General features: G+C 50.8%; 22 protein-coding genes. 11 read left to right on the top strand and 11 right to left on the bottom strand.

Features of this window, described 5'->3' with window-relative positions; all coding sequences use genetic code 11:
- Nucleotides 1-176 precede the first annotated feature (176 nt).
- The 3 genes from ACJHWK_RS19185 to ACJHWK_RS19175 all read right to left on the bottom strand — a co-directional run bounded on the left by ACJHWK_RS19185 (nucleotide 177) and on the right by ACJHWK_RS19175 (nucleotide 5,182).
- A complete protein-coding gene (locus tag ACJHWK_RS19185) occupies nucleotides 177-2,438 on the bottom strand; it encodes a hydratase (protein ID WP_001522639.1) in 2,262 nt (753 codons plus the stop codon).
- Nucleotides 2,439-2,620: 182 nt separating this feature from the next.
- On the bottom strand, nucleotides 2,621-4,054 hold the full coding sequence (locus ACJHWK_RS19180) for an anion permease (protein ID WP_001036486.1): 1,434 nt from the start codon (nucleotides 4,052-4,054) through the stop codon (nucleotides 2,621-2,623).
- Nucleotides 4,055-4,129: 75 nt separating this feature from the next.
- A complete protein-coding gene (locus ACJHWK_RS19175; protein WP_000723651.1) occupies nucleotides 4,130-5,182 on the bottom strand; it encodes a 4-oxalomesaconate tautomerase in 1,053 nt (350 codons plus the stop codon).
- A 183-nt stretch (nucleotides 5,183-5,365) separates the two neighbouring features.
- Here ACJHWK_RS19175 and ACJHWK_RS19170 point away from each other — a divergent pair, with 183 nt between their 5' ends.
- Nucleotides 5,366-6,319: a LysR family transcriptional regulator gene (locus ACJHWK_RS19170; protein WP_000679972.1), complete on the top strand. Its 954-nt coding sequence runs from the start codon at nucleotides 5,366-5,368 to the stop codon at nucleotides 6,317-6,319.
- 40 nt (nucleotides 6,320-6,359) lie between these two features.
- Here ACJHWK_RS19170 and pgl read toward each other — a convergent pair whose 3' ends face one another.
- The gene (gene pgl, locus ACJHWK_RS19165; RefSeq protein WP_000815435.1) at nucleotides 6,360-7,355 is read right to left on the bottom strand and encodes a 6-phosphogluconolactonase; all 996 of its coding nucleotides are present in this window, start codon (nucleotides 7,353-7,355) and stop codon (nucleotides 6,360-6,362) included.
- A 154-nt stretch (nucleotides 7,356-7,509) separates the two neighbouring features.
- On the opposite strand from pgl, the gene ybhA reads away from it, so the two are divergent.
- Complete coding sequence (ybhA, locus tag ACJHWK_RS19160; protein WP_001522637.1) at nucleotides 7,510-8,328, top strand: bifunctional pyridoxal phosphate/fructose-1,6-bisphosphate phosphatase; 819 nt, start codon at nucleotides 7,510-7,512, stop codon at nucleotides 8,326-8,328.
- Here the strand turns inward: ybhA and modC are convergent, their stop codons facing one another.
- The 4 genes from modC to acrZ form a co-directional block, all read right to left on the bottom strand.
- Nucleotides 8,329-9,387 (bottom strand): molybdenum ABC transporter ATP-binding protein ModC, encoded by a 1,059-nt coding sequence (gene modC / locus ACJHWK_RS19155; protein WP_001522636.1) that lies wholly within the window; start codon nucleotides 9,385-9,387, stop codon nucleotides 8,329-8,331.
- A gap of 2 nt (nucleotides 9,388-9,389) precedes the next feature.
- Nucleotides 9,390-10,079 carry a molybdate ABC transporter permease subunit gene (gene modB, locus ACJHWK_RS19150; RefSeq protein ID WP_000604037.1) on the bottom strand — a complete coding sequence of 230 codons (690 nt, stop codon included), beginning with the start codon at nucleotides 10,077-10,079 and terminating at the stop codon, nucleotides 9,390-9,392.
- The gene (gene modA / locus ACJHWK_RS19145) at nucleotides 10,079-10,852 is read right to left on the bottom strand and encodes a molybdate ABC transporter substrate-binding protein (protein WP_001522635.1); all 774 of its coding nucleotides are present in this window, start codon (nucleotides 10,850-10,852) and stop codon (nucleotides 10,079-10,081) included. The genes modB and modA overlap by 1 nt, the downstream gene beginning before the upstream one ends.
- A gap of 165 nt (nucleotides 10,853-11,017) precedes the next feature.
- Nucleotides 11,018-11,167: a multidrug efflux pump accessory protein AcrZ gene (acrZ, locus tag ACJHWK_RS19140; RefSeq protein WP_000891515.1), complete on the bottom strand. Its 150-nt coding sequence runs from the start codon at nucleotides 11,165-11,167 to the stop codon at nucleotides 11,018-11,020.
- 128 nt (nucleotides 11,168-11,295) lie between these two features.
- Between acrZ and modE the strand changes: the two genes are divergently transcribed.
- The 7 genes from modE to gpmA all read left to right on the top strand — a co-directional run bounded on the left by modE (nucleotide 11,296) and on the right by gpmA (nucleotide 19,100).
- Nucleotides 11,296-12,084 carry a molybdenum-dependent transcriptional regulator gene (gene modE / locus ACJHWK_RS19135; protein ID WP_001147439.1) on the top strand — a complete coding sequence of 263 codons (789 nt, stop codon included), beginning with the start codon at nucleotides 11,296-11,298 and terminating at the stop codon, nucleotides 12,082-12,084.
- Between the two features lie 67 nt (nucleotides 12,085-12,151).
- A complete protein-coding gene (modF, locus tag ACJHWK_RS19130; protein WP_001522634.1) occupies nucleotides 12,152-13,624 on the top strand; it encodes a molybdate ABC transporter ATP-binding protein ModF in 1,473 nt (490 codons plus the stop codon).
- A 262-nt stretch (nucleotides 13,625-13,886) separates the two neighbouring features.
- On the top strand, nucleotides 13,887-14,903 hold the full coding sequence (galE, locus tag ACJHWK_RS19125) for a UDP-glucose 4-epimerase GalE (protein ID WP_001265443.1): 1,017 nt from the start codon (nucleotides 13,887-13,889) through the stop codon (nucleotides 14,901-14,903).
- Nucleotides 14,904-14,912: 9 nt separating this feature from the next.
- Nucleotides 14,913-15,959: a galactose-1-phosphate uridylyltransferase gene (galT, locus tag ACJHWK_RS19120; RefSeq protein ID WP_001522630.1), complete on the top strand. Its 1,047-nt coding sequence runs from the start codon at nucleotides 14,913-14,915 to the stop codon at nucleotides 15,957-15,959.
- A gap of 3 nt (nucleotides 15,960-15,962) precedes the next feature.
- Nucleotides 15,963-17,111: a galactokinase gene (gene galK / locus ACJHWK_RS19115; protein WP_000053415.1), complete on the top strand. Its 1,149-nt coding sequence runs from the start codon at nucleotides 15,963-15,965 to the stop codon at nucleotides 17,109-17,111.
- Nucleotides 17,105-18,145, top strand: coding sequence for a galactose-1-epimerase (galM, locus tag ACJHWK_RS19110; protein ID WP_001522627.1), 1,041 nt, complete (start codon nucleotides 17,105-17,107; stop codon nucleotides 18,143-18,145). The genes galK and galM overlap by 7 nt, the downstream gene beginning before the upstream one ends.
- 202 nt (nucleotides 18,146-18,347) lie before the next feature.
- Complete coding sequence (gene gpmA / locus ACJHWK_RS19105) at nucleotides 18,348-19,100, top strand: 2,3-diphosphoglycerate-dependent phosphoglycerate mutase (RefSeq protein WP_001295305.1); 753 nt, start codon at nucleotides 18,348-18,350, stop codon at nucleotides 19,098-19,100.
- A 165-nt stretch (nucleotides 19,101-19,265) separates the two neighbouring features.
- Here gpmA and aroG read toward each other — a convergent pair whose 3' ends face one another.
- The gene (aroG, locus tag ACJHWK_RS19100; protein WP_001109181.1) at nucleotides 19,266-20,318 is read right to left on the bottom strand and encodes a 3-deoxy-7-phosphoheptulonate synthase AroG; all 1,053 of its coding nucleotides are present in this window, start codon (nucleotides 20,316-20,318) and stop codon (nucleotides 19,266-19,268) included.
- Between the two features lie 314 nt (nucleotides 20,319-20,632).
- Between aroG and ACJHWK_RS19095 the strand changes: the two genes are divergently transcribed.
- Complete coding sequence (locus ACJHWK_RS19095; protein WP_000784342.1) at nucleotides 20,633-21,013, top strand: YbgS-like family protein; 381 nt, start codon at nucleotides 20,633-20,635, stop codon at nucleotides 21,011-21,013.
- 113 nt (nucleotides 21,014-21,126) lie between these two features.
- A complete protein-coding gene (gene zitB, locus ACJHWK_RS19090; protein ID WP_000951276.1) occupies nucleotides 21,127-22,068 on the top strand; it encodes a CDF family zinc transporter ZitB in 942 nt (313 codons plus the stop codon).
- On the opposite strand, the gene pnuC is transcribed toward zitB, so the two are convergent.
- Entirely contained in the window at nucleotides 22,065-22,784 is a 720-nt protein-coding gene (gene pnuC / locus ACJHWK_RS19085; RefSeq protein WP_001578005.1) for a nicotinamide riboside transporter PnuC, read from the bottom strand. The two genes, zitB and pnuC, sit on opposite strands and share 4 nt — an antisense overlap.
- Nucleotides 22,785-22,821: 37 nt before the next feature.
- Nucleotides 22,822-23,865, bottom strand: a complete 1,044-nt coding sequence (nadA, locus tag ACJHWK_RS19080) for a quinolinate synthase NadA (RefSeq protein WP_410234896.1) — start codon at nucleotides 23,863-23,865, stop codon at nucleotides 22,822-22,824.
- Nucleotides 23,866-24,132: the final 267 nt, after the last annotated feature.

The raw sequence follows: 24,132 nt of genomic DNA, 5'->3' as shown, positions 1-24,132 counted from the left end.
CAGTTGCCAGACCGCAAGGTGTTTTAACAAATCAAAAGGGGTTTTAATAACTGGCTCAAAGCTGAAAGCTTTCCGGAACCCCCAGCCTAGCTGGGGGTTTTCTGTGCACAAGAAAACCCGATAGTCTGAACCATCGGGTTAATGAAACTGGGCGCTATATTTCATAGCGCCTTTTTTTACATCTGACGGTTTTTATTGAAGTTAATCAAACTACCCGCCTTGATAATCTCGCGCTCTTCGGCCGTCAGGCTTTCCATGTAAAGCGTAATTTCCGTTACCGGCGCATCTTCATGGATCACATAACCTTTAAACGTCGTACCCGGATTATCCAGCGCTGCTTTAATGCCAGGGATGTAAATGTAATCCCCCACTTCAAACGTTGGCGCTTCCGCCATCTGCAGCGGTAACATCCCCCAGTTGATGACGTTAGAACGGTAGCGTTTAGTCGCGTACTCCTCGGCAATATTCGCCAGACCGCCAATCACACGCTGGCAGCTCGCCGCCTGCTCACGCGCAGAACCATCGCCTGGTTTCACCGCATAGACCATGCTGCCAATTTCAGTTTGCAGCGGATCAATATGCTCCTGACCAGTAATCTGCTTAATGCGCGCAAACACCTCTGTCAGCTCGCTGACATTCCCCGCCAGACGCTGATTTTCCAGCTCAGCAGTCGCTTTACTTCTGCCAACATAACCTGGATCGCGGCGTGACAGGGTAAACTCCGCCAGACCAATCGGATTTGAACGATAAGAAGAGGTTTCACCGGAAGGAATCAGTTCGTCGGTGGTGGTGACTTCGTCGAGGATCTTCGAGCACACTTTGAGGACGATATTGTCAGTCAGCGCACCCAATTCCGGCCAGTCTTTAATGTTCGGTCCGTAAATCAGCGGTTGCTGGGTCGCCCCTTTCACAAAGCCCTGATAAACACGGTTTTTATACGGCGTTACATCGAAGGCGTACTCCGGCACGTTGTCCCAGCAATCAAGTTCGCTGGCAGAGGTTAAATAGCCACCGTTTGCCGCAGTCGCAGCGATAGAACGAGCGTCCATCAACGCCACCGCTGACATCTGCCCATTGGCTGGCTTAGAGCCTTCGCGGTTCGGGAAGTTACGCGTGGTGTGGCGAATGCTCAAACCGTTGTTGATTGGCGTATCGCCCGCGCCAAAGCATGGGCCGCAGAACGCGGTTCTGATGATTGCGCCTGCGCCAATCAAATCTGCTACCACGCCTTTTTTGGCTAAATCCATAAACACCGGCTGTGATGACGGGTAAACCGCTAACGAGAAGGTGTCATTGCCACAGGATTGACCGCGCAGTGCATTCGCCGCCGCGATGACGTTTTCGTAGTTACCGCCAGAACAGCCTGCGATAATCCCCTGCTGCACTTTCAGGCGACCATTTTCCACTTTATCCAGCAGCGAGAGTTTGGCTTTACCGTGCGCCACGCGTTCGGACTCAATTTCAATCTCACGCAGAATGTCGGTCAGGTTCTGGTTCAGCATGTCGATTTCATACACGTTGCTCGGGTGGAACGGCAGCGCAATCATTGGTTTGATGGCGCTTAAATCAACGCTGATGCAGCCATCGTAGTACGCCATCGGTTGAGGGTTAAGCTGGCAGTAATCCTGGCCGCGACCGTGCAGCGCCAGCCAGTTATGGACTTCTTCATCGGTTTGCCAGACAGAACTTAAACAGGTCGTTTCCGTGGTCATAACGTCAACGCTGTTACGGAAATCGGTAGAGAGCGCAGCAACACCGGGACCTACGAATTCCATCACTTTGTTTTTGACGTAGCCGTTTTTGAACACGGCACCGATGATAGCCAGCGCCACATCCTGTGGCCCCACATACGGCGCTGGTTTTCCGGTCAGATGCACCGCAACAACTCCCGGATAGTCGATATCCCAGGTGTCATTAAGCAATTGTTTTACCAACTCGCCGCCGCCCTCACCGACTGCCATTGTCCCTAATGCACCGTAACGGGTGTGGCTGTCTGACCCGAGGATCATTTTGCCGCCGCCTGCCATCATCTCGCGCATATATTGATGGATGACCGCAATATGCGGAGGCACAAAAATACCGCCATAACGCTGAGCCGCCGATAAACCAAAAACATGGTCATCACCGTTAATGGTGCCGCCGACGGCGCAAAGTGAGTTATGGCAGTTGGTCAGCACATACGGCAGCGGGAAACGTTCCATACCGGACGCTTTAGCGGTCTGTACAATACCAACAAAGGTAATATCGTGAGAGGCTAATGAATCAAACTTAATTTTAAGTTTATCCATATTTCCGGACGTATTATGAGAAGAGAGAATAGACCAGGCAATAGTGCCTTTTTTTGCTTCTTCTTTTTTAATTTCGCCGGTGAAATGTTCTTCGGCAATTATTTCGTTATTACTGGCGAGAAACACGCCTTTTTCAGATAACTTGATCATCAAATGCTCCAGATATCTGCGCACCGAGAAGTGCGCAGAAAGATAATAAATGGATATACTCTAAATAATTCGAGTTGCAGGAAGGCGACAATCGAGTGAATCCCCAGGAGCTTACATAAGTAAGTGACTGGGGTGAGCGAACGCAGACGCAGCACATGCAACTTGAAGTATGACGAGTATATTTACAGCATGTTCCAGCCGATCAGCATATTCCACCACCACACGCCAAGGGTGATATGCACCAGGAAGGTTAATATCGTCAGTACCGCACCGACCAACCACCAGGATTTAATATCGTTATAACCCACGCCAAAGATGACCGGACCTGCCGCGCCGCCATAGTGAGTAACCATGCCGCCATAGGAGTTGGAGAACAACAGTGCCAGCGCGGTTAACATTAACGGTGCGCCGGAGACGTTCGCCAGCATGGCAAATACCGGTAACATGGCAACGATATAGGCACTACCGGAAGCGAAGAAATAACGCACGATAATGCTGAGGAAAATAATAACGAAGAAAGCAACGTTACCGTGACCATCAAATGCCAGGTTATTTTTAAAGACTTCAGCTAACCATTCGAAGAATTTAACTTTCGATAATAAGGAGCTTAAGCCGATAATACCGCCGTACCAGATTAAGGTATTCCAGCCGCCTTTATTTTTAACCACGTCTTCCCAGGTAACGATACCCAGCAGCAGCATGGTCGCCATAACAACGATTGCCACGGTGGATTCATCAACCCCCAGTGACTTACTGAAAATCCAGCCCAGCAGCGCCAGCACGAAGACACCGAGCAGCATTTTTTCGCGGATTTTCATCGGTCCCAGTTCGGCAAGGCCCGCTTTGGCGATGGTTTTGTTATCCACCTTCTTAATTTCTGGCGGATACATGGTGTAAATCACCAGCGGGGTGACCAGCAGCATAATGATACCCGGCAATCCGGCGGCCAGCGCCCATCCACCCCAGCTAATTTGCAGGTGCAGAATATCGTTGATCATTTTCAGCGCCAGAATGTTCCCCGCCATTGCGGTAAAGAACATATAGCTGGTGGTTTTGGTGACCATGTAAATGGACATCATCAGGTAATGTCCGACACGACGCGGGCTTTTTTCCGGTTCGGACCCCAAAGCCACCGCCACGCTGTTGATGATCGGTAACACAATGCCGCCCGCACGCGCGGTGTTAGACGGTGTTGCCGGAGCCAGTACCAGATCGAGAAATACCGTAACGTAACCCAGACCCAGGGTAGTGCTACCAATTTTACCAATCAGCAAATAGGCAATACGTTTACCTAAGCCGGTGGTCACAAATGCGGCGCTTAAGGTAAACGCCGAGAACACCAGCCAGGTGGTACCTGAAGAGTAACCGCTTAATACGGCGGTGGTTTTAAACGCACCGTCGGATAAGTTACCGACCACCACCATGGAGGCAGCAACGGCAATTAACAGTACGACAGGTTCCGGGAAAGGCTTGATAACCAGCCCCACAATGGCCGCCAGGTAAATACCAAAAAGCACCCACGCCAGTTCGCTTAATCCTGCCGGAGCTGGCATAAAGCCAATAATACATGGGATCGCTAATATCAGAATTAGCTTCCATAACGATTTTTTATTCATTTAAAATCCTGTTCTTTCTGTATGACTCATACAGAAGTCCTTTATTGATTGTCCTTATCCTGACAACGAATTTTTTCAGGGAAGAAAAACTTCACCGGAAAATATTTTTCTGGTTGTCCGAATAACAGATGCGCGTAACGTCGTGGCATCCTGACCTTCATTACTTAAATGAACGTCGAGCGCACCACTGGGGTGTTCAATATTGATATTGCCGTATCCTACAGAAGGGACGATTTGTCGGGTGACGGTGCCTTCCAATGCACAACTACTGGAAATGGCAATAGCACCGGTTATCGCCAGCGCGCGATGGCAAGAATGCGGCATAAAATAACGCACATTAATTGCTCCGCCTTTCTGCGCTGGAGAAATAAGCACAGGTTTAGGGATAACCATATTACTGACATCGCCTAAGCCCATTGCTTTACCCGCTTGTAGACGGATAGATTCAATGCGGGCTAATAATGCTTTGTCGGCATCCAGCTCCGCCGGTAATTCATAGCCTGTTTTTCCCAGATATTCAGCAGGAATAATGACAACTGGCATCGCCATATCGATACAGGTCACCGGGACATCGTCAAAATAATCAATCTGATTATCCGTCGGGAAGACTTTTCCGGTTTTGGTTCCGGCGGCATTCAGGAAAGTGAGCGCAACCGGTGCGGCAGTACCCGGTACGCCGTCAATTCTGGCGCTACCCTCGTACTCGACAACACCATTTGGCGTTTGCACATCAGCTTCGATGAACGTACCCGTATTGACGTTGCGGATACGTACGCGGGTAACTGGCGAAGTCGCTGCAATCAAACCATTTTCAATGGCGAATGCCCCAACGCCAGACAGCATATTGCCGCAGTTAGGCGTGGTATCGACACGTTGCTCATGGACGATAACTTGAGCAAACAGATAATCGACATCTGCACGCGGATCGCTGGAGCGGCTAATAATGGCGACTTTACTGGTCAGCGGATTACCGCCGCCAATACCGTCAATTTCCAGATCGTTACCGGAACCCATAATTGCCATCAATATTTTATCGCGCTGCGTTTGATCTTCGGGTAAATGTTCCGCTAACAGGAACGCGCCCCTCGAGGTTCCACCTCGCATCATCACGCAGGGTATTTTTTTCATAATAATGCCCTCAATTTAAAAACATAACTTATTGCGATATGGTTACATTAAGGGCAAAGCATCTCTAATGACTTTAGCTCAACGATTAATAACATTTTTTCATTAATTTAAGTTGGCTAAATGCAGTTAAAATTTTTAACGGCCAGCCACCCAAAATCGACGCTTCCATTTTCCGGAGTAATAATGAAGCATGAATTATCAAGTATGAAGGCATTTGTCATACTGGCAGAGTCCAGTTCATTTAACAATGCCGCTAAATTACTCAATATTACGCAACCTGCATTAACGCGAAGAATAAAAAAGATGGAGGAAGATTTACATATTCAACTATTTGAGCGTACAACTCGCAAGGTTACGTTAACAAAAGCAGGAAAAAGGTTGCTCCCGGAGGCGCGGGAATTAATAAAGAAATTCGATGAAACGCTTTTTAATATTCGTGATATGAATGCTTATCATCGTGGTATGGTGACATTAGCGTGTATTCCGACCGCAGTATTTTATTTTTTACCGCTGGCAATCGGTAAATTTAATGAGCTGTATCCCAATATTAAAGTGCGGATTCTGGAACAAGGCACGAATAATTGCATGGAATCGGTGCTGTGTAACGAATCAGACTTTGGCATAAACATGAACAACGTCACAAATTCATCCATTGATTTTACCCCCCTGGTCAACGAGCCGTTCGTGCTGGCCTGTCGGCGTGACCATCCATTGGCCAAAAAGCAGCTTGTAGAATGGCAGGAGTTAGTGGGTTACAAAATGATTGGCGTACGCTCCTCCAGCGGCAACCGACTGTTGATAGAACAACAGCTAGCCGACAAGCCCTGGAAGCTGGACTGGTTTTACGAAGTGCGTCATCTTTCGACGTCATTAGGACTGGTGGAGGCAGGACTAGGGATTTCGGCGCTTCCAGGCCTGGCAATGCCTCATGCGCCCTACTCTTCGATTATTGGTATCCCGCTGGTGGAACCGGTTATACGTCGGACATTGGGGATTATTCGCCGCAAAGATGCCGTGCTTTCTCCGGCAGCTGAACGCTTTTTTGCCTTGCTGATTAATTTGTGGACTGACGATAAAGACAATTTGTGGACCAATATCGTCGAACGCCAGAGACATGCGTTACAGGAGATAGGTTAATACACCGGCGCAGAAGAGACTGCGCCGGGTAAATCAGCGGTTAGTGTGCGTTAACCACCACCCACATTGGTCCCTGCCCGACCGCATAGCGGCCTTTTTCATGCAGTAGCCCCTGCTCGCCAACAATTTCGTATACCGAGATGTGGTGAGATTTTTGCCCGGCGGCAATCAGATACTTGCCGCTGTGATCAACATTGAAGCCGCGCGGCTGGGTTTCCGTTGGCTGGAAGCCTTCTTTACTCAACACGCTGCCATCTTCCGAAACGCTGAAAACAGTTATCAGACTGGCGGTACGGTCGCAGGCGTATAAATGACGACCATCCGGGGTGATATGAATATCAGCCGCCCAACGGGTGTCGGAGAAGTTTTCCGGCATCATATCCAGCGTCTGGACACATTCGATATTGCCATGCGGATCTTTCAGTTCCCAGACATCCACTGAGCTGTTTAACTCATTGACGCAATACGCATATTGTTCGTTTGGATGGAATACCATATGACGCGGGCCGGCCCCTTCAACGGTAGTCACTTCCGCAGGGTCCTGTGCCACCAGATGACCATCATCGCTGACCGTAAACAGACAAATGCGATCCTGCTTTAATGCCGGAACCCACAGCGTACGGTTGTCCGGTGAGATATTGGCGGAATGGCAACCGTCCAGCCCCTCGACCACATCGACGACGCCCACTGGCAGGCCATCTTCCAGACGCGTTACGCTCACGTTACCCGCATTGTAAGAACCTACAAAGACAAACTGCCCCTGGTGATCGGTGGAAATATGCGTCGGACTACCCGGCAGCGCAGACTCTGCGGCAAAGGTCAGTGCGCCATCGTCCGGGGCGATACGATACGCCAGGACGCGAAACTCAGGGCGCACACCAACATAGAGATAACGTTTGTCCGGGCTGACCACCATCGGCTGCACCTGCCCCGGCACATCGACAACCTGTGTCAGCGTCAGTGCGCCTTCATGATTCAGGTTCCAGACGTGAATTTGCTGGCTCTCAGGGCTGGCGATATAAACTGTTTGCTTCATGAATGCTCCTTTGCATTTAGCAACTGACTGTAACAGCTAAAATTAGTCGCTTTTGGCGGTGAATGCTGAATTAAAACGCAGAATTTTGTCCGATAGTGGTATCGGTGTACCATTCGCGCAGACGAAAATTCTTAACCTTAATCTGGAATACGCCATGACCACACGCGTGATTGCTCTCGACTTAGACGGCACCTTATTGACCCCGAAAAAGACCTTGCTTCCATCATCGATAGAAGCCCTAGCCCGCGCTTGCGAAGCAGGCTATCAATTAATCATCGTCACAGGTCGCCATCACGTCGCTATTCATCCTTTTTATCAGGCGCTGGCGCTGGATACACCTGCTATTTGCTGTAATGGCACCTATTTGTATGATTATCATGCAAAAACAGTGCTGGAAGCGGACCCAATGCCCGTTAATAAAGCCCTGCAACTCATTGAGATGCTGAATGAACACCACATTCACGGTCTGATGTATGTGGATGATGCGATGGTCTATGAGCACCCGACCGGGCATGTCATTCGCACGTCTAACTGGGCGCAAACCCTGCCGCCGGAACAGCGTCCGACTTTCACACAAGTCGCTTCTCTGGCTGAAACGGCGCAACAAGTTAACGCCGTATGGAAGTTCGCCCTGACGCACGATGACCTGCCGCAATTGCAGCATTTTGGTAAGCATGTCGAACATGAACTGGGACTTGAGTGTGAATGGTCCTGGCAGGATCAGGTTGATATTGCACGCGGCGGCAACAGCAAAGGTAAACGTTTGACGAAATGGGTTGAGGCGCAAGGCTGGTCGATGGAAAACGTCGTGGCCTTCGGCGATAACTTTAATGATATCAGTATGCTGGAGGCCGCTGGTACAGGCGTGGCGATGGGCAACGCCGATGATGCGGTAAAAGCGCGCGCCAACATTGTGATTGGTGATAACACCACCGACAGCATTGCCCGGTTCATTTATAGCCACCTGATTTAATCAGGCGGTTATCGACACACTTTTAATTTGCGCGTACAGCCACAGGCCTGGTTTGATCGCCAGTTCATCCCTGGCCCACGGGCTGATACGCGCCCACAGCGTTTTACCGCCGACTTCCAGCTCCACTTCCACCTGGCCGTTGTCGTCATAACTATTAACAACTTTTGCCCGCAATACGTTACGAATGCTGGTTTGCTGCGGCGGTTGTAAAACCAGAGAAACATCGGAAGCCTGAATGCGGATACGTAGCGCAGCTTGCAGCGGTTCGTCCAGCTTATTGACCCACAAATGCTGATCGCCCAGCGCCAGCGCGGTCATCGCGTAATGCGGATGATGCTCAAGCACCGTCACTTTCAGAATGCTACTTTGTTGCTCTTTCGGCAGCCACGGATTCATCACGCTACTGCCCCACACTTCCTCCAGCGCGCCAAAGGCTTTCACCTGACCGTTTTCCAGTACCATCACTCTGTCTGCCAGATGGAGGATCTCATCCAGCGAATGGCTGACATACAACATCGGAATGTTGATTTCCCGTGTCAGCCGTTGCAGATAAGGCAACAGTTCGCGTTTACGCGGAATATCCAGTGACGCCAGCGGTTCATCCAGCAACAGCAATTCCGGTGCTGTCAGCAAAGCCCGACCAATCGCCACGCGCTGTTTTTCGCCTCCGGACAGGCTGCCTGGTAAACGGTCAAGCAACGGTTCAATGCCTAAAAGCGCCACCAGCTTATCGAACTGATCGACCATACTTTTCGACATGCCGTAGCGCAGATTGCCACGCACTTTGTAATGCGGGAACAGCCGCGCATCCTGAAAAACATAGCCAACGCGACGCTTTTCCGGCGTCAGGCAGATACCTTTTTCGGCATCATTTAGTACCCGCCCATTGAGGACAATCCGCCCTTTTTGCGGGCGCGTCAGTCCACTGATGGCGTTAATCAGCGAAGTTTTTCCGGCACCGGAGACGCCAAAGAGAGCAGTGATGCCATTGGCGGGCAGCGTTTCATTAATGGTCAGGCAATGGTTGCCCAACGTCTGGGAAAAATTCAGTTCCAGCATGATTAGCGCCCCGCCCGTTCACGGCTGATTCTGGCCAGCCATTCTGAAATCAAGAGGGAGATCATCGCCAGCGCAATAGAAATAATGCACAGTCTCGCCGCGCCACTTTCCCCGCCGGGGGTCTGGATCAGGGTATACATGGCAGAGGGAATAGTTCGCGTTTCGCCAGGAATGTTCGACACAAAGGTGATGGTTGCACCAAACTCACCGAGAGAACGAGCAAAAGCCAGTACCGTACCAACAATAATGCCCGGTAAGGTCAGCGGTAACGTGATAGTAAAGAAAACTCGCCAGCGCCCGGCCCCCAGTGTTCTTGCGGCCTGCTCCAGTTTGATATCAACACCTTCCAGCGCCAGACGAATCGCCCGCACCATCAGCGGAAAAGACATGACAGCGGCAGCGAGAACCGCACCGCGCCAGCTAAACGCGAAAGAAAGACCAAACCAGTCATACAGACGTTCACCGATAAATCCGCGCCGTCCCATCGAAACTAATAATAAGTAACCGACGACCACGGGCGGTAACACCAGCGGTAGATGCAGTACGCTATCGAGCAGAGCTTTGCCCGGAAACGTGCAACGTACCAGTAACCAGGCAAAAAAGATCCCAAACGGCAGGCTAAACAGCACAGCCAGGGAAGAAACTTTCAGGCTTAATAAAACTGCCTGCCATTCTGGATCGGTCAGTATCATTACTTGGTTGTAAATCCGTAACGTTTAAAGATTTCCGCAGCCTGCGGCCCCTTCAGATAATCATAAAATGCTATCACTGTCGCATTATTATGCCCTTCCACAACAGCAACCGGATATTCCACTTTTTTATGTGAATCTTCCGGGAAGGTGGCAACCACTTTTACCCCTTTGCTGGCAACTGCGTCAGAACCGTAAACAATACCCAGCGGCGCTTCATTGCGTTCGACCAACGCCAGCGCGCCACGAACATCTTCCGCCGGAGCCAGTTTCGGGGAGAGCGTATCCCATGCGCCCAGTTTTTGCAGTGCTTCTTTTGCATAAATGCCAGCAGGGACATGTTCCGGATCGCCAACCGCGAGGCGACCGCCATTCAGCAGCGAAGTCCAGTTAGTTTTGCTGTCGATGGTGAAATCTTTCTGCTCGCTGGCTTTCGGTGCTACAACGACCAGGCTATTGCCGAGCAGTGTCTGACGTGTAGCTGTATCGATCGCTTTTTTATCAACCGCATAATCCATCCATTTCTGATCGGCAGAAATAAACAGATCCGCAGGCGCACCCGCTTCAATCTGACGGGCCAAAGTAGATGACGAAGCGAAAGAAGAAACCACATCCACGCCTTTCTCTTTTTTATACTGCGTAGCAATGTTCTGCATTGCGTTAGTCAGTGATGCGGCGGCGAACACCGTGATTTTCCCTTCATCTGCCAGTGCATTGCCAGCAACAGCGAAAGAGAGTGCCGCCCCGGCAAACAAGTTCAACCATTTACGAGCCATTGGTAACCCCTTAATGTAACGTTATGTAGGCGTCAATATAACGGATAACTCAGAATTTTCCCAGCAGTTATTGCTAACCTTTGTGAGGTAGATGAGAAAAAATATCGGCAGGAAAAGCAGGAAGTTGAGCAAAAGAAATGCCCGACTAAGCGGGCATTCAGGGAATCAATGATTTTGTCCGGGCTGGTCTTTTTTACCAACACCAGAAAAGATGTTGAATACTTCACCAAGACCGTAAATCAGACCCAGGATGATGGCCATCACGACAGGTACCATGATTACGGCGAATACCAGACTTTTTAATAACTCTAACATGGTCAACTCCAGATATAGTCATGAGACTATTCTAACCGCTAAGCACAGAAAAGCACTCCCCTTTTGTGCGGTCAGCTTTGCGTGGCGTTCGTTTTCCGTCACAATAAGACTTTTGCCAGGACATTGTTATGCAGGCCGAAATCCTTCTCACCCTTAAGCTCCAACAAAAATTATTCGCCGACCCGCGCCGCATTTCGCTACTAAAACACATTGCGCTTTCCGGTTCCATTAGCCAGGGAGCGAAAGATGCCGGTATCAGCTATAAAAGTGCCTGGGATGCCATTAACGAGATGAATCAGTTAAGTGAGCATATTCTGGTCGAGCGCGCAACAGGCGGTAAAGGTGGCGGCGGCGCAGTACTGACCCGCTATGGTCAGCGACTGATTCAGCTCTATGACTTACTGGCGCAAATCCAGCAAAAAGCCTTTGATGTGTTAAGTGACGATGACGCCCTGCCGCTGAACAGCCTGCTGGCCGCGATCTCACGTTTTTCACTGCAAACCAGCGCCCGTAACCAATGGTTTGGCACCATCACCGCCCGCGATCATGATGACGTTCAACAGCATGTTGATGTCTTACTGGCTGACGGAAAAACACGCCTGAAAGTCGCAATTACCGCACAAAGCGGCGCGCGTCTGGGGCTGGATGAAGGCAAAGAAGTGTTGATATTACTAAAAGCGCCGTGGGTAGGCATTACTCAGGACGAAGCGGTCGCACAAAACGCCGACAACCAATTACCGGGTATTATTAGTCATATTGAGCGCGGCGCAGAGCAGTGCGAAGTATTAATGGCGCTACCCGACGGGCAAACACTGTGCGCCACAGTGCCGGTAAATGAAGCGACTTCTCTTCAGCAAGGACAGAATGTCACGGCCTACTTTAATGCCGACAGCGTGATTATCGCCACGCTATGCTAAGCGTGTTGACAATTTGTTATGAAACACGTATCCCTGTCAGTAATCGCTGCACAAAATGGGATATAAAATGTCATCGTTGCAAATTTTGCAAGGCACATTTCGTCTTAGCGACACAAAAACGCTGCAATTGCCTCAGCTAACGTTAAACGCGGGTGATAGTTGGGCGTTTGTCGGTTCGAATGGAAGCGGGAAATCGGCCCTGGCCCGCGCGCTGGCGGGGGAACTTCCGCTTTTGAAAGGTGAACGGCAAAGCCAGTTTTCCCACATCACTCGTCTCTCCTTCGAGCAATTGCAAAAGCTCGTCAGCGACGAATGGCAGCGGAATAACACCGATATGCTTAGTCCTGGCGAAGATGACACCGGGCGTACCACGGCTGAGATCATTCAGGATGAAGTAAAGGATACTCCGCGTTGCATGCAACTGGCGCAGCAGTTCGGTATTACCGCCCTCCTCGACCGACGCTTTAAATACCTTTCCACTGGCGAGACGCGAAAAACCCTGCTGTGTCAGGCGCTGATGTCGGAGCCTGACTTGTTGATTCTTGATGAGCCGTTCGATGGCCTGGATGTTGCCTCACGTCAGCAGCTGGCTGAGCTACTCGCCTCGTTACATCAGTCCGGTATTACTCTGGTACTGGTGCTCAATCGCTTCGATGAGATCCCGGAATTTGTCCAGTTTGCTGGCGTGCTGGCGGATTGTACGTTAGCGGAAACGGGCGCTAAAGAGGAACTGCTCCAACAAGCACTCGTTGCGCAACTGGCGCATAGCGAACAGCTTGAAGGTGTACAACTGCCGGAGCCGGATGAACCTTCAGCACGTCACGCCTTACCCGCCAACGAACCGCGCATTGTGCTGAACAACGGCGTGGTTTCTTATAATGATCGCCCCATTCTTAATAACCTTAGCTGGCAGGTGAATCCAGGTGAACACTGGCAAATTGTCGGGCCAAATGGCGCGGGAAAATCGACGTTATTAAGCCTGATTACTGGCGATCATCCGCAAGGTTACAGCAACGATTTGACGCTTTTCGGACGACGTCGCGGCAGCGGCGAAACCATCTGGGATATCAAAAAGCATATCGGTTACGTCAGCAGTAGTTTGCATCTGGATTACCGGGTCAGTACTACTGTGCGTAATGTGATTCTTTCTGGCTATTTTGATTCGATTGGCATTTATCAGGCCGTTTCGGATCGCCAGCAAAAACTGGTGCAGCAGTGGCTGGATATTCTCGGCATTGATAAACGCACGGCTGACGCTCCGTTCCATAGTCTTTCCTGGGGGCAACAACGCCTGGCGCTGATCGTCCGCGCGCTGGTGAAACATCCGACGTTGCTTATTCTCGATGAACCACTACAGGGGCTTGATCCGCTCAATCGCCAGCTTATCCGCCGGTTTGTTGATGTGCTGATTAGCGAAGGTGAAACGCAATTGTTGTTTGTTTCGCACCACGCTGAAGATGCGCCTGCCTGTATTACCCATCGTCTTGAGTTCGTGCCAGACGGCGGACTCTATCGCTATGTGCTGACAAAAATAAATTGAGTCGGTAGTGCTGACCGTGCCGGAGGCGGCCTAAGCGCCCTCTCCGGCCAACGGTTCGACGCATCCAGGCATGAAACCGCGTCTTTTTTTTCAGATAAAAAGCGCAATCATTCATAAACCCTCTGTTTTATAATCACTTAATCGCGCATAAAAAACGGCTAAATTCTTGTGTAAACGATTCCACTAATTTATTCCATGTCACACTTTTCGCATCTTTGTTATGCTATGGTTATTTCATACCATAAGCCTAATGGAGCGAATTATGAGAGTTCTGGTTACCGGTGGTAGCGGTTACATTGGAAGTCATACCTGTGTGCAATTACTGCAAAACGGTCATGATGTCATCATTCTTGATAACCTCTGTAACAGTAAGCGCAGCGTACTGCCCGTTATCGAGCGTTTAGGCGGCAAACATCCAACGTTTGTTGAAGGCGATATTCGTAACGAAGCGTTGATGACCGAGATCCTGCACGATCACGCTATCGACACCGTGATCCACTTCGCCGGGCTGAAAGCCGTTGGCGAATCGGTACAAAAACCGCTGGAATATTACGACAACAATGTCAACGGTACTCTCCGCCTGATTAGCGCCATGCGCGCCGCGAACGTCAAAAACTTTATTTTTAGCTCCTCTGCCACCGTTTATGGCGATCAGCCCAAAATTCCATACGTTGAAAGCTTCCCGACCGGCACACCGCAAAGCCCTTACGGCAAAAGCAAACTGATGGTTGAACAGATCCTCACCGATCTGCAAAAAGCCCAGCCGGACTGGAGCATTGCCCTGCTGCGCTACTTCAACCCGGTTGGCGCACATCCGTCGGGCGATATGGGCGAAGATCCGCAAGGCATTCCGAATAACCTGATGCCATACATCGCCCAGGTTGCTGTAGGCCGTCGCGACTCGCTGGCGATTTTTGGTAACGATTATCCGACCGAAGACGGTACTGGCGTACGCGATTACATCCACGTAATGGATCTGGCGGACGGTCACGTCGTGGCGATGGAGAAACTGGCGAACAAGCCAGGCGTACACATCTACAACCTCGGCGCTGGCGTAGGCAGCAGCGTGCTGGACGTGGTTAATGCCTTCAGCAAAGCCTGCGGCAAACCGGTTAACTATCATTTTGCACCGCGTCGCGAGGGCGACCTTCCGGCCTACTGGGCGGACGCCAGCAAAGCCGACCGTGAACTGAACTGGCGCGTGACGCGCACACTCGATGAAATGGCGCAGGACACCTGGCACTGGCAGTCACGCCATCCACAGGGATATCCCGATTAAGGAACGACCATGACGCAATTTAATCCCGTTGATCATCCACATCGCCGCTACAACCCGCTCACCGGGCAATGGATTCTGGTTTCACCGCACCGCGCTAAGCGCCCCTGGCAGGGGGCGCAGGAAACGCCAGCCAAACAGGTGTTACCTGCGCATGATCCAGATTGCTTCCTCTGCGCAGGTAATGTGCGGGTGACAGGCGATAAAAACCCCGATTACACCGGGACTTACGTTTTCACTAATGACTTTGCGGCCTTGATGTCTGACACGCCAGATGCGCCAGAAAGCAAAGATCCGCTGATGCGTTGCCAGAGCGCGCGCGGTACCAGCCGGGTGATCTGCTTTTCACCGGATCACAGTAAAACGTTGCCAGAACTGAGCGTTGCGGCATTGACGGAAATCGTCAAAACCTGGCAGGAGCAAACCGCAGAACTGGGGAAAACATACCCATGGGTGCAGGTCTTTGAAAACAAAGGTGCGGCGATGGGCTGCTCTAACCCGCATCCGCACGGACAGATTTGGGCAAATAGCTTCCTGCCTAACGAAGCTGAGCGTGAAGACCGCCTGCAAAAAGAATATTTTGCCGAACAGAAATCACCAATGCTGGTGGATTATGTTCAGCGCGAGCTGGCAGACGGTAGCCGTACCGTTGTCGAAACCGAACACTGGTTAGCCGTAGTGCCTTACTGGGCTGCCTGGCCGTTCGAAACGCTACTACTGCCCAAAGCCCACGTTTTGCGGATCACCGATTTGACCGACGGCCAGCGCAGCGATTTGGCGCTGGCGTTGAAAAAGCTGACCAGTCGTTATGACAACCTCTTCCAGTGCTCCTTCCCCTACTCTATGGGCTGGCACGGCGCACCGTTTAATGGCGAAGAGAATCAACACTGGCAGCTGCACGCGCACTTTTATCCGCCTCTGTTGCGCTCCGCCACCGTACGTAAATTTATGGTTGGTTATGAAATGCTGGCAGAGACCCAGCGAGACCTGACCGCAGAACAGGCAGCAGAGCGTTTGCGCGCAGTCAGCGATATCCATTTTCGCGAATCCGGAGTGTAAGAAATGAGTCTGAAAGAAAAAACACAATCTCTGTTTGCCAACGCATTTGGCTACCCTGCCACTCACACCATTCAGGCGCCTGGCCGCGTGAATTTGATTGGTGAACACACCGACTACAACGACGGTTTCGTTCTGCCCTGCGCGATTGATTATCAAACCGTGATCAGTTGTGCACCACGCGATGACCGTAAAGTTCGCGTGATGGCAGCCGATTATGAAAATCAGCTCGACGAGTTTTCCCTCGATGCGCCCATTGTCGCGCATGAAAACTATCAATGGGCGAACTACGTTCGTGGCGTGGTGAAACATCTGCAACTGCGTAACAACAGCTTCGGCGGTGTGGACATGGTGATCAGCGGCAATGTGCCGCAGGGTGCTGGGTTAAGTTCTTCCGCTTCACTGGAAGTCGCGGTCGGAACCGTATTGCAGCAGCTTTATCATCTGCCGCTGGACGGCGCACAAATCGCGCTTAACGGTCAGGAAGCAGAAAACCAGTTTGTTGGCTGTAACTGCGGGATCATGGATCAGCTAATTTCAGCACTCGGCAAGAAAGATCATGCCTTGCTGATTGACTGCCGCTCACTGGGGACCAAAGCAGTTTCCATGCCCAAAGGTGTGGCTGTCGTCATCATCAACAGTAACTTCAAACGTACCCTGGTTGGCAGCGAATACAACACCCGTCGTGAACAGTGCGAAACCGGTGCGCGTTTCTTCCAGCAGCCAGCCCTGCGCGATGTCACCATTGAAGAGTTCAACGCTGTTGCGCATGAACTGGACCCAATCGTGGCGAAACGCGTGCGTCATATCCTGACTGAAAACGCCCGCACCGTTGAAGCTGCCAGCGCGCTGGAGCAAGGCGACCTGAAACGTATGGGCGAGTTGATGGCGGAGTCTCATGCCTCTATGCGCGATGATTTCGAAATCACCGTGCCGCAAATTGACACTCTGGTAGAAATCGTCAAAGCTGTGATTGGTGACAAAGGTGGCGTACGCATGACCGGCGGCGGATTTGGCGGCTGTATCGTCGCGCTGATCCCGGAAGAGCTGGTGCCTGCCGTACAGCAAGCTGTCGCTGAACAATATGAAGCAAAAACAGGTATTAAAGAGACTTTTTACGTTTGTAAACCATCACAAGGAGCAGGACAGTGCTGAACGAAACTCCCGCACTGGCACCCGATGGTCAGCCGTACCGACTGTTAACTTTGCGTAACAACGCAGGGATGGTAGTCACGCTGATGGACTGGGGTGCGACTTTACTTTCAGCCCGTATTCCGCTTTCCGATGGCAGCGTCCGCGAGGCGCTGCTCGGCTGTGCCAGCCCGGAATGCTATCAGGATCAGGCCGCGTTTCTGGGGGCCTCTATTGGTCGTTATGCCAACCGTATCGCCAATAGCCGTTATACCTTTGACGGTGAAACCGTGACGCTTTCGCCAAGTCAGGGCGTTAACCAGCTGCACGGCGGCCCGGAAGGGTTCGACAAACGTCGCTGGCAGATTGTGAACCAGAACGATCGTCAGGTACTGTTTGCCCTGAGTTCAGATGATGGCGATCAGGGCTTCCCGGGTAATCTCGGTGCGACGGTGCAATATCGTCTGACCGACGATAACCGTATCTCCATTACTTATCGCGCCACAGTTGATAAACCTTGCCCGGTGAATATGACTAATCACGTCTATTTCAATCTTGACGGCGAGCAGTCTGACGTGCGCAATCACAAGTTGCAGATTCTGGCGGACGAATATCTGCCGGTTGATGAAGGCGGCATTCCGCTCGACGGCCTGAAATCTGTCGCCGGAACGTCTTTTGATTTCCGCAGCGCCAAAATCATCGCCAGTGAGTTTCTTGCCGACGACGATCAGCGCAAAGTGAAAGGTTACGATCACGCATTCTTGTTACAGGCCAAAGGCGATGGCAAGAAAGTGGCGGCGCATGTCTGGTCAGCAGATGAAAAATTGCAGCTGAAGGTCTACACCACCGCTCCGGCTCTGCAATTCTACTCCGGCAACTTCCTCGGCGGCACACCGTCGCGGGGAACCGAACCTTACGCCGACTGGCATGGGCTGGCTCTGGAAAGCGAGTTTCTGCCGGACAGCCCGAACCACCCTGAATGGCCGCAACCGGACTGCTTCCTGCGTCCTGGCGAAGAGTATTCCAGCCTGACGGAATATCAGTTTATTGCTGAGTAATGTTAAGCCCTCGTCATGAGGGCTTTATCTTCATATTGTTCAAATCACCAGCGAACACCGACATATTTGCAACTCAATATTCACAACAACCTTACACTGCGACACTATTTTCGCTATGGTTATGCGTAAGCATTGCTGTTGCTTCGTCACGGCAATATAATGAGAATTATTATCATTAAAAGATGATTTGAGGAGTAAGTATATGGCTGTAACTAAGCTGGTTCTGGTTCGTCATGGCGAAAGTCAGTGGAACAAAGAAAACCGTTTCACCGGTTGGTACGACGTGGATCTGTCTGAGAAAGGCGTAAGCGAAGCAAAAGCAGCAGGTAAGCTGCTGAAAGAGGAAGGTTACAGCTTTGACTTTGCTTACACCTCTGTGCTGAAACGCGCTATCCATACCCTGTGGAATGTGCTGGACGAACTGGATCAGGCATGGCTGCCCGTTGAGAAATCCTGGAAACTGAACGAACGTCACTATGGTGCGTTGCAGGGTCTGAACAAAGCAGAAACCGCTGAAAAGTATGGCGACGAGCAGGTGAAACAGTGGCGTCGTGGTTTTGCAGTGACTCCGCCGGAACTGACTAAAGATGATGAGCGTTATCCGGGTCACGATCCACGTTACGCGAAGCTGAGCGAGAAAGAACTGCCACTGACGGAAAGCCTGGCGCTGACCATTGACCGCGTGATCCCTTACTGGAATGAAACCATTCTGCCGCGTATGAAGAGCGGTGAGCGCGTAATCATCGCCGCACACGGTAACTCGTTACGTGCGCTGGTGAAATATCTCGATAACATGAGCGAAGAAGAGATTCTTGAGCTGAATATCCCGACTGGTGTGCCACTGGTGTATGAGTTCGACGAGAATTTCAAACCGTTGAAACGCTATTATCTGGGTAATGCTGACGAGATCGCGGCGAAAGCAGCGGCCGTTGCGAACCAGGGTAAAGCGAAGTAAACGTCATTCGCTTAAAAATGAGAAAGCCGACTGCAAGTGAGTCGGCTTTTTTGTTTGTCGTTGCTAACAATGGAGCACATTGCCTGATGCGACGCTGCGCGTCTTGTCAGGGCTACGGTGATTCATCGGATACGCCACTCTGACGGCGCATCCGACAATTAAACCTTACCCGCGACGCGCTTTTACTGCATTCGCCAGTTGACGTAACAGAGCATCGGTATCATCCCAGCCAATGCAGGCATCGGTGATGCTCTTGCCATAGGCCAGCGGTTCCCCACTCTCGAGGCTCTGATTGCCTTCCACCAGATGGCTTTCCACCATCACGCCAATAATGGCCTTTTCGCCACCGGCAATCTGCTGGCAAACGTCAGCACAAACATCCATCTGCTTTTTGAATTGTTTGGACGAATTAGCATGGCTGAAATCGATCATCACCTGTGCTGGCAGGCCTGCTTTGTTCAGCCCTTCTTTCACTTCAGCAACGTGCTTCGCACTGTAGTTAGGCTCTTTACCGCCGCGCAGAATGATATGGCAATCGCCGTTACCGCTGGTATTCACAATCGCCGAATGCCCCCATTTCGTTACGGACAGGAAGCAGTGCGGCGCACCGGCGGCATTAATGGCATCGATAGCCACTTTAATCGTACCATCAGTGCCATTTTTGAAGCCTACCGGGCAAGAAAGCCCTGATGCCAGTTCGCGGTGCACCTGCGATTCCGTAGTACGTGCGCCAATTGCGCCCCAGCTCATCAGGTCAGCGAGATATTGTGGGGTGATCATATCCAGGAATTCACCCGCCGCTGGCAGACCGCTGTCGTTAATATCGAGCAGCAATTTGCGGGCAATACGCAGACCGTCGTTGATCTGGAAGCTGTTATCCATATGCGGATCGTTAATCAGCCCTTTCCAGCCCACCGTAGTACGCGGCTTTTCAAAATAGACGCGCATCACGATTTCCAGCTCATCTTGCAGCTCTTCACGCAGCGTCAGCAAGCGAGCGGCATACTCTTTAGCCGCGACAGGATCATGAATTGAGCACGGACCAATCACCACCAACAGGCGATCATCATTACCTTTCAGGATTTTATGGATCGCTTTTCGGGCATGGGCGACCGTATTCGCGGCATTTTCAGTAGCGGGGAATTTTTCCAGCAATGCGACAGGAGGAAGTAACTCTTTGATTTCTTTGATGCGTAAATCGTCGTTCTGATAATTCATGTCTGTTCCAGTGTTGCCATACTTATCTTAGTGAATGCAATACTTCCAATCTATATCTTCCGTCAGAATGTGTAAACGGGGTTTTACACTATGAACGGATTAATCCTGGAATTAGCAAGAAAAACGCCAGATTGTCGCGAAAAACGAGATCTCTCCTACAATTTCTAACTGTAACTCCTTTGTTTGTTAATTATTTCAAGATTCTCTGCTGGGTATCTTAGCCTGGCTGAAATCTTAAACCATTGCCTATATTCACCTGCAAATGCACTGTTGGAAGAGGTTATCCGACATAACGACCATAACAGGAGCATCCTATGAAAATGACAAAACTGGCCACACTATTTTTGACTGCCACTCTAAGCCTTGCCAGCGGTGCCGCACTGGCTGCCGATAGCGGAGCGCAAAGCAATAACGGCCAGGCAAACGCCGCAGCTGATGCGGGCCAGGTAGCCCCTGATGCCCGTGAAAATGTCGCGCCAAATAACGTCGACAATAACGGGGTAAATACCGGTTCTGGTGGCACAATGCTGCATCCGGATGGTTCTTCAATGAACAATGACGGCATGACCAAAGATGAAGAGCACAAGAACACCATGTGCAAAGATGGTCGCTGCCCGGATATCAATAAAAAAGTCCAAACCGGTGATGGCATCAACAATGATGTCGATACCAAAACCGACGGTACCACGCAGTAACCCTGCGAAATAGCCAATAATGGGAGAGCGGAGTCTCTCCCTTTTAATTTTTCCCTTCTAAAAGCAGTATGATGTCATAAAGTTAAGTGAGAATAATTAAGGGATGACTCGTCATGGCGCACTCACACTCACACACTTCCTCACACCTGCCAGAAGATAATAATGCTCGTCGCTTGTTGTATGCTTTCGGCGTGACTGCCGGGTTTATGCTCGTAGAAGTCATTGGTGGTTTTCTTTCCGGTTCTCTGGCATTGCTGGCCGATGCGGGTCATATGTTGACCGATACTGCCGCCCTGCTTTTCGCCCTACTCGCAGTGCAATTTTCCCGTCGTCCTCCCACCATTCGCCACACTTTCGGTTGGCTAAGATTGACCACGCTCGCGGCGTTTGTGAATGCCATCGCCCTGGTGGTGATTACTATTTTGATTGTCTGGGAGGCGATAGAACGCTTCCGCACTCCGCGTCCGGTCGAGGGCGGCATGATGATGGCAATTGCCGTGGCTGGGCTGCTGGCAAATATACTTTCTTTCTGGTTACTTCATCACGGCAGCGAAGAGAAAAACCTCAACGTGCGAGCAGCGGCACTGCATGTGCTCGGGGACCTGCTGGGTTCGGTTGGGGCTATTATTGCCGCGTTGATTATTATCTGGACCGGCTGGACACCTGCTGACCCCATTCTCTCAATACTGGTGTCGCTTCTGGTTCTGCGTAGCGCGTGGCGACTGTTGAAAGATAGCGTGAATGAATTACTTGAAGGTGCACCGGTATCGCTGGATATCGCCGAACTGAAGCGTCGTATGTGCCGGGAAATCCCGGAAGTCCGCAATGTGCACCATGTACATGTATGGATGGTAGGCGAGAAGCCGGTGATGACGCTGCATGTGCAGGTGATCCCGCCACACGATCACGATGCCTTGTTAGATCAGATCCAACACTACCTGATGGATCACTATCAGATTGAGCACGCCACTATTCAGATGGAATATCAACCTTGTCATGGGCCAGACTGCCACCTGAATGAAGGGGTGTCTGGCCATTCACATCATCACCATTAATGGGACAGCGCGCGTGAACCTCTTTCGCGTGCGCTGTTGATCCACATCCGGCTGCCGTTGAGGGCAATAAAGGTCAGGATGATGTACTCCAGAGACATGGCGTAAACGCCCTGAAGTGCAAAAATAACGACGCTAATCACGTTAATAATCACCCACAACAGCCAGTTTTCCACATACTTACGCGTCATCAGAATCATTGCCACGATAGATAACACCATCATGCAGGAATCCCAGAACGGGAAAGCGTCCGGTTGCAGTTCAGGCATCGCAACCTGTAATCCTAATGCTTGCATGATCATGACTGCCACGCGGGTCAAAAATGCAAATACCGGATTGATAAATACCGTCATCAGACCAATCGAAACAACGCAAACCGCTAACCAGCTTAGCGCCTTCGGCAATGGCAACCAGCGAATTTTCAACTCCGCCTCGTTCTGACTGGTTTGTCGCGACCACGCATACCAACCGTAAATATTCGCGGCAAAGAAAAACACCTGTAATAGCAGGCTGGCATACAGCTGAATCTGAAAGAAAATAATGCCAAACAAGGTGACGTTGATCAGGCCAAAGAAGTAGTTGCTGATCTTCTCCAGACTGGCAAGGCCAATACACAGCAACCCGGCGATCGTGCCTACCGCTTCGATCCATGAGAGATCATAACCGCCTGCTCCTATTGGTATATGTACCAGGATATTCTGCACACTAAAAAAACCCATCTTTCCCCCAAAGCGTAACGTTACGCCTTATTATTCGTTATCCACGTAGTGTAGCCGCAAAATCCAGCATACGATTGAGCGGCACCAGCGCCCTCTCTCGCAGCCTTTCATCAACATGAACCTCGTGATTGCTTCCTTCCTGTTCTAATGCCTCTGCGATGGCCTGAAGGCCATTCATGGCCATCCACGGACAATGCGCGCAGCTGCGGCAGGTTGCACCCTCACCTGCGGTTGGTGCTTCCAGTAACTCTTTATCTGGCACCGCCTGCTGCATTTTGTAGAAAATACCCCGATCGGTTGCCACAATAAGCCTCTGATGTGGCAATGTTTTCGCAGCAGCGATCAGTTGACTGGTGGAACCGACCGCATCCGCCATATCGACAATAGCTTGTGGTGATTCTGGATGCACCAGTATGGCAGCATGCGGGTATTCTTCTTGCAAGCGGGTTAACGCCTGAGTCTTAAATTCATCATGCACAATGCAGGCACCCTGCCAGCATAAAATGTCTGCGCCCGTCTGTTTTTGCACGTAACGCCCCAGATGTTTGTCGGGTGCCCAGATGATTTTTTCACCCAAACTATCCAGATGATCAATAAGTTCGACGGCAATGCTTGAAGTTACCACCCAATCTGCCCGCGCTTTTATCGCAGCAGAAGTGTTGGCGTAGACGACGACAGTACGATCGGGATGGGCATCGCAAAATGCGTTAAATTCCTCAACAGGGCAGCCGAGATCCAGTGAACATTCAGCCTGAAGTGTCGGCATCAGAATTGTTTTTTCCGGACTGAGAATTTTGGCGGTTTCTCCCATAAATCTCACCCCAGCGACTAACAACGTAGAAGCGGGATGCTTTGCACCGAAGCGCGCCATTTCCAGAGAATCAGAAATACAGCCACCGGTTTCTTCTGCCAGTTGTTGAATTTCGGGATCGGTATAGTAATGGGCAACCATCACCGCATTACGTTCTTTTAGCAGACATTTTATCTTCTCGCGGTAATACGCTTTTTCATCAATGCTTAACGGTGTCGGCTTCGGGGGGAAAGGATAAATCGCCGTGTCTGGATCAAACATCACGCTCATCTTACCATCTCGTTTTACAGGCTTAACGTTAAAACCGACATGAGCGTAATATTCGCTGTTATCGGTGAAATTTGTTTTATATGCTAAACAAGATAGTCGAATGGTGGGGAAAAGTCACTCGAATTACGTATGAGATGACGAATGCCACACTTTGCGTCTTATTCCTCCGACGTAGAGTTGTTTACGCAGCAAGCGCGGAGTATGTCATCAGGGTTAAGAATTGAAATTGAGAGATGCCTGATAGCAAAAAAGCGCCTTTAGGGCGCT

This window comes from Escherichia sp. WS547 (genome assembly GCF_046486065.1).
In the GTDB taxonomy this organism is placed as follows: Bacteria; Pseudomonadota; Gammaproteobacteria; order Enterobacterales; family Enterobacteriaceae; genus Escherichia; species Escherichia coli.
This window is presented reverse-complemented; position numbering and strand designations above follow the sequence as displayed.

Coding starts and splice junctions, on each gene's coding strand:
- ACJHWK_RS19185 (WP_001522639.1), bottom strand. CDS start 2,438: ATGATCAAGTTATCTGAAAAAGGCGTGTTTCTCGCCAGTAATAACGAA.
- ACJHWK_RS19180 (WP_001036486.1), bottom strand. CDS start 4,054: ATGAATAAAAAATCGTTATGGAAGCTAATTCTGATATTAGCGATCCCA.
- ACJHWK_RS19175 (WP_000723651.1), bottom strand. CDS start 5,182: ATGAAAAAAATACCCTGCGTGATGATGCGAGGTGGAACCTCGAGGGGC.
- ACJHWK_RS19170 (WP_000679972.1), top strand. CDS start 5,366: ATGAAGCATGAATTATCAAGTATGAAGGCATTTGTCATACTGGCAGAG.
- pgl (WP_000815435.1), bottom strand. CDS start 7,355: ATGAAGCAAACAGTTTATATCGCCAGCCCTGAGAGCCAGCAAATTCAC.
- ybhA (WP_001522637.1), top strand. CDS start 7,510: ATGACCACACGCGTGATTGCTCTCGACTTAGACGGCACCTTATTGACC.
- modC (WP_001522636.1), bottom strand. CDS start 9,387: ATGCTGGAACTGAATTTTTCCCAGACGTTGGGCAACCATTGCCTGACC.
- modB (WP_000604037.1), bottom strand. CDS start 10,079: ATGATACTGACCGATCCAGAATGGCAGGCAGTTTTATTAAGCCTGAAA.
- modA (WP_001522635.1), bottom strand. CDS start 10,852: ATGGCTCGTAAATGGTTGAACTTGTTTGCCGGGGCGGCACTCTCTTTC.
- acrZ (WP_000891515.1), bottom strand. CDS start 11,167: ATGTTAGAGTTATTAAAAAGTCTGGTATTCGCCGTAATCATGGTACCT.
- modE (WP_001147439.1), top strand. CDS start 11,296: ATGCAGGCCGAAATCCTTCTCACCCTTAAGCTCCAACAAAAATTATTC.
- modF (WP_001522634.1), top strand. CDS start 12,152: ATGTCATCGTTGCAAATTTTGCAAGGCACATTTCGTCTTAGCGACACA.
- galE (WP_001265443.1), top strand. CDS start 13,887: ATGAGAGTTCTGGTTACCGGTGGTAGCGGTTACATTGGAAGTCATACC.
- galT (WP_001522630.1), top strand. CDS start 14,913: ATGACGCAATTTAATCCCGTTGATCATCCACATCGCCGCTACAACCCG.
- galK (WP_000053415.1), top strand. CDS start 15,963: ATGAGTCTGAAAGAAAAAACACAATCTCTGTTTGCCAACGCATTTGGC.
- gpmA (WP_001295305.1), top strand. CDS start 18,348: ATGGCTGTAACTAAGCTGGTTCTGGTTCGTCATGGCGAAAGTCAGTGG.
- aroG (WP_001109181.1), bottom strand. CDS start 20,318: ATGAATTATCAGAACGACGATTTACGCATCAAAGAAATCAAAGAGTTA.
- ACJHWK_RS19095 (WP_000784342.1), top strand. CDS start 20,633: ATGAAAATGACAAAACTGGCCACACTATTTTTGACTGCCACTCTAAGC.
- zitB (WP_000951276.1), top strand. CDS start 21,127: ATGGCGCACTCACACTCACACACTTCCTCACACCTGCCAGAAGATAAT.
- pnuC (WP_001578005.1), bottom strand. CDS start 22,784: ATGGGTTTTTTTAGTGTGCAGAATATCCTGGTACATATACCAATAGGA.
- nadA (WP_410234896.1), bottom strand. CDS start 23,865: ATGAGCGTGATGTTTGATCCAGACACGGCGATTTATCCTTTCCCCCCG.